6 protein-coding genes are annotated in these 4043 nt (G+C 65.3%); 2 read left to right on the forward strand and 4 right to left on the reverse strand.

From position 1 onward, the window contains the following. Positions 1-6 precede the first annotated feature (6 nt). From EOA33_RS26725 to EOA33_RS26740, 4 genes are all read right to left on the reverse strand, one after another. The gene (locus tag EOA33_RS26725; protein ID WP_127284240.1) at positions 7-192 is read right to left on the reverse strand and encodes a hypothetical protein; all 186 of its coding nucleotides are present in this window, start codon (positions 190-192) and stop codon (positions 7-9) included. Between the two features lie 83 nt (positions 193-275). Further along, a complete protein-coding gene (locus EOA33_RS26730; protein WP_126055971.1) occupies positions 276-1133 on the reverse strand; it encodes a S49 family peptidase in 858 nt (285 codons plus the stop codon). 108 nt (positions 1134-1241) lie between these two features. Beyond that, entirely contained in the window at positions 1242-2036 is a 795-nt protein-coding gene (locus EOA33_RS26735) for a methyltransferase (RefSeq protein WP_127407002.1), read from the reverse strand. Further along, complete coding sequence (locus EOA33_RS26740) at positions 2036-2260, reverse strand: DUF2007 domain-containing protein (RefSeq protein WP_126055969.1); 225 nt, start codon at positions 2258-2260, stop codon at positions 2036-2038. Before EOA33_RS26740 ends, EOA33_RS26735 begins: the two co-directional genes overlap by 1 nt. A 161-nt stretch (positions 2261-2421) precedes the next feature. Here EOA33_RS26740 and EOA33_RS26745 point away from each other — a divergent pair, with 161 nt between their 5' ends. Further along, positions 2422-3438 (forward strand): polyprenyl synthetase family protein, encoded by a 1017-nt coding sequence (locus tag EOA33_RS26745; protein ID WP_126055968.1) that lies wholly within the window; start codon positions 2422-2424, stop codon positions 3436-3438. A gap of 302 nt (positions 3439-3740) precedes the next feature. Next, positions 3741-4043: tetratricopeptide repeat protein (locus EOA33_RS26750; protein WP_127407003.1), on the forward strand; the 303-nt coding region annotated here is incomplete at its 3' end.

The following is a 4043-nucleotide window of genomic DNA, read 5'->3' on the forward strand; positions in this document are numbered from 1 at the left end:
AGACAGTCAGTCCTTGGCCAGCCGGTATTCGCCGGTCTTCGGGTCCTTGACCAGCGTTCCCATCGTGCCGTTTGCCGCCTGTTTCTCGGTACGCCGGATCTTGGCCGTCACGCGCTCGGCTTCGCGGATGAAGGCGCGATAGCCGAAATAGGCGGCGGCGCCGATAACGACGAAGAAAATGATCTGCGGCATCCCAAAACTCCTCCCTCGAAAACGCGGCAAAAGCGGCCGGTCGGGTCGGTCAAGCGGATATGCTAGTCGCTTTCAACCCTTTTTCAAAGCCCGAAGCGCGCCCACAGCGCGCGCTCTTCCGCCGCATCGACGATGCCGCTGGCCGCCGCCGCAGCGATGTCGGGCGCCGAAAGGCGCGACCCGAACAGCCCGAAGCGCCCGAACAGCCCGCGCGGCGCGGTGATCAGTTTCAGCTCGGTCTTCGGTCCGAAGCGCGTCTTCAAAACGCCTCGCATGTCGCCCAGCGCATCGACCAGGCCGAGTTCGAGCCCTTTCTTGGCGGTCCAGAACAGGCCGGTGAACAGGTCGGGATCGTCCTTCAGCCTGGTGCCGCGCCGCTCCTTGACGAGCTCGATGAAGGTCTCGTGCACTTCGAGCTGCAGCGCCTTCAGCCGCTCGACATCTTCCTTCTTCTCCGGCTTGAACGGGTCGAGCACCGCCTTGTTCTGGCCGGCGGTATGGACGCGGCGCTCGACGCCGATCTTCTTCATCAGCTCGGGAAAGCCGAACGAGGCCGAGACGACGCCGATCGAGCCGACGATCGAGGACGGATCGGCGAAGATCTCGTCGCCGGCGACCGCGATCATATAGCCGCCGGAGGCCGCCACGTCCTCGACGAACACCAGTACCTTCTTGTTCTTCTCCACCGCGAGATCACGGATGCGCTTGAAGATCAGCCGTGACTGCACCGGCGAGCCGCCCGGCGAATTGATGGAGATGGCGACGACGGGCGCATCGAAGGAGAACGCCTTCTCAATGAGGCCGGCGGTGGACGCCAGCGACAGGCTCGGCCGGAACTGGCCGCCGCCGGCCATGATCGTGCCGTGCAGCCGGATGACCGGAACCACGACGACGGTGGAGCGCCAGGACTTCGGCAGCAGGCGGTTCAAGAGGCGTTTCACGAGGTCGGGGTCTCCGGTCACTGAAAAAGAAGCAAGATGAGGCCTCATCTTGCTGTGGGCATGTAGGAATTCGCCGGCCAACGGCAATGCCGCATGTCCGGCCGATGATCAATCGCCGAACAGCGACGCCAGTCCGTTGTTGATCATCTCGGTCCGCTCGGCTGGCCCGTTGCCTGTCTCTGCGTGCAGCATCAGCGGCGGGCGGATCGACAGTTTTCCGCGCGCGCCGAGCGTCGCCCTGACGACGATCCGGATTGCCGCCGCCTCGGGACGGGGGTGGACGGCGAGCATCTCGGTATCGCCGAAGCGGCCCTCGATCGCATCGAGCAGGGCGCCGAGCTGCTCGGGCCTGGCGATGACGGCGAGCCCGCCCCGCGGCTTCGCCACCGCGGCAGCGCTTCTGATCCAGCTTTCGAACAGCCCGTCCTCCATCACATGCGCCTGCTTGCGCAGCGCATCCGGCGTGGCCTGATCCTCGGCGGCGTTGAAGGGCGGGTTCATGATGACGAAGTCGAAGCTGTTGTCGGCAAGGCCGGCCGCGCCGCGCGCTTTGCCGGACAGCGCGACATCGGCCCTCAGCACCGAGGCCCGGTCGCCGAGATGCGCATTGCCGGGGTGGGCAAGCGTCGCGGCCGCGAATTCGGCCATGTCCGGCGAGCATTCGACCAGCATGGCCCGCGCTGCGGGACAGCGCGACAGCACCGCGAGCCCCGCCGCGCCCGCGCCCGCGCCGAAATCGGCCAGCCGCCCGGCGAAGGAGGAGGGCACGGCTGCCGCCAGCATCATGGCGTCCATGCCGGCACGATGACCGCTTCGCGGCTGAACCAGCCAGAAGCGCCCGCGATGGAACGCATCGACCGTGTGGGCCGGGGTGTCCGGGGCAAGGGCGGTTGACGCTACCATTATTTGCGGCGGATCTCGTTGGCGATGCCGGCATCGGTCAGGATGCGGCGCGCCGCATCCGCCTGGTCGGCGTCGACCATGACACGCCGGGGCAGGATGCCGATCGAGCCGTCCAGCACGCTCATGTTCTGGTCGGCGACGAAGCAGGCGATGCCGGCGTCGCGCATCAGCGATTCGACGAAGGAGATGATCACGGCATCGTTGGTGCGGATGAGCTCTATCATGGAACAAAAATCGCAGGTTGCGCCGTTCCTGTAAACGTGGGCGTTGCCGCCGCCGGCCGCAACCGCGCCAATTCGCCTCTTGCCGTGCCCCGTGATGCCGCCCTAGAGTCGGTTCGGGAGTAGGGTGCCGCGTGCGCTTGGAATAGACGGGAGTGTCTGTGGTGGGTGTCGTTCTCAACATCGAAAACGGGAAGCGGGAACCCGCCTCCATCAAGGATCTGATCGATCTCACGGCCGCCGACATGGGGCGCGTCAACGAATTGATCCTGTCCAAGGCCGGTTCCGACGTCGAGATGATCCCCGAGGTCGCCAACCACCTGATTTCGTCCGGTGGCAAGAGATTGCGGCCGATGCTGACGCTCGCCGCGGCCCAGATGTTCGGCTATTCCGGCGAAGGCCACGTCAAGCTCGCCACCTCTGTCGAGTTCATGCACACCGCGACGCTGCTCCACGACGACGTCGTCGACGAGAGCGGAATGCGCCGCGGCAAGAAGACGGCGCGCATGATCTGGGGCAACCAGGCGAGCGTGCTGGTCGGCGATTTCCTGCTCGGCCAGGCCTTCCGCATGATGGTCGATGTCGGCTCGCTGGAGGCCCTCGACATCCTCTCCAGCGCTGCTTCCATCATCGCCGAGGGCGAAGTGATGCAGCTTGCCGCCGCCAAGAACCTGGAGACCACCGAGGACGAGCATTTCGCCGTCATCAAGGCCAAGACCGCGGCGCTGTTCTCGGCCGCCGCCGAGGTCGGCCCGGTCATCGCCCTGGCAACCCGCAACGACCGCGCGGCGCTGCGCTCCTACGGCATGAATCTCGGCCTTGCCTTCCAGCTCATCGACGATGCGCTCGACTATGGCGGCTCCAGCAAGGATCTGGGCAAGAATGTCGGCGACGATTTCCGCGAGGGCAAGGTGACGCTGCCGGTGATCCTCGCCTACCGGCGCGGCACCAAGGCCGAACGCACCTTCTGGAAGCGCGCCATCGAGGACAATGTTACCGACGATGCGGGCCTCGAAAAGGCGATCGGCCTGATGACCCGCCATGGAGCGATTGCCGACACGATCGGCCGCGCCCGCCATTTCGGCGAGATCGCCCGCGATGCGCTGGCGCCGCTGGAGGCGACGCCGCAGAAATCGGCGCTGATCGATGTCATCGATTTCTGCATCGCCAGAGTGAACTGAGGTGGGGTCTGCGGCCGCCGACTTGCTGGCCCGGACGATCGGCACAGGCAGGCTTGGCACGGCTACGCATGGGCTGACCTGTACACCAACATTGCCGCAAGCAGCTATGTGACGTCAGAGTGTTGGTTGGTCGCGCGATCTGCTATGATGCTTCGTCGTCATGGTTCGTTAATCGGGTGACCCGATTGTGAATTCGGCCCGGATTGAAGCCTGACCCCAAAAAGGCCATGCTTTGTCGGGAAAAGACCGAGTCTGTGGCGGTCCCATCGACTTGGGGATTGCGTCTGGCTGAAAGGGATACAATGCGGCAAGGACGTGCGCGCTGGCTCGCAGGGCTGGCAATTGTGACGGGCATGGCGATCTCGGCTCTGCCGGCCTACGCCAAGGAAACCGCCGAGCCGGTCAAGATCACGTCCTTCTCGGGGGCCTACCTCGCCGCCCGGATCGCCGAAGGCGACAACGACCTCGACAGCGCCATCGCCTATTACAAGCAGGCGCTCGCCTTTGCACCCGGCGACACCGCGCTGCAGCAGAGCCTGATGCTGTCGCTGATCGCGCAGGGCCGCTTCGAGGAATCGCTCGTCTACGCCGACAAGCTCAAGGAA

It is taken from the genome of Mesorhizobium sp. M4A.F.Ca.ET.050.02.1.1, from assembly GCF_003997725.1.
Taxonomy (GTDB): domain Bacteria; phylum Pseudomonadota; class Alphaproteobacteria; order Rhizobiales; family Rhizobiaceae; genus Mesorhizobium.

Excerpts from the sequence above, each read along its gene's own strand:
- EOA33_RS26725 (WP_127284240.1), bottom strand. The coding sequence starts at position 192 with ATGCCGCAGATCATTTTCTTCGTCGTTATCGGCGCCGCCGCCTATTTC.
- EOA33_RS26735 (WP_127407002.1), bottom strand. The coding sequence starts at position 2,036 with ATGGTAGCGTCAACCGCCCTTGCCCCGGACACCCCGGCCCACACGGTC.
- EOA33_RS26740 (WP_126055969.1), bottom strand. The coding sequence starts at position 2,260 with ATGATAGAGCTCATCCGCACCAACGATGCCGTGATCATCTCCTTCGTC.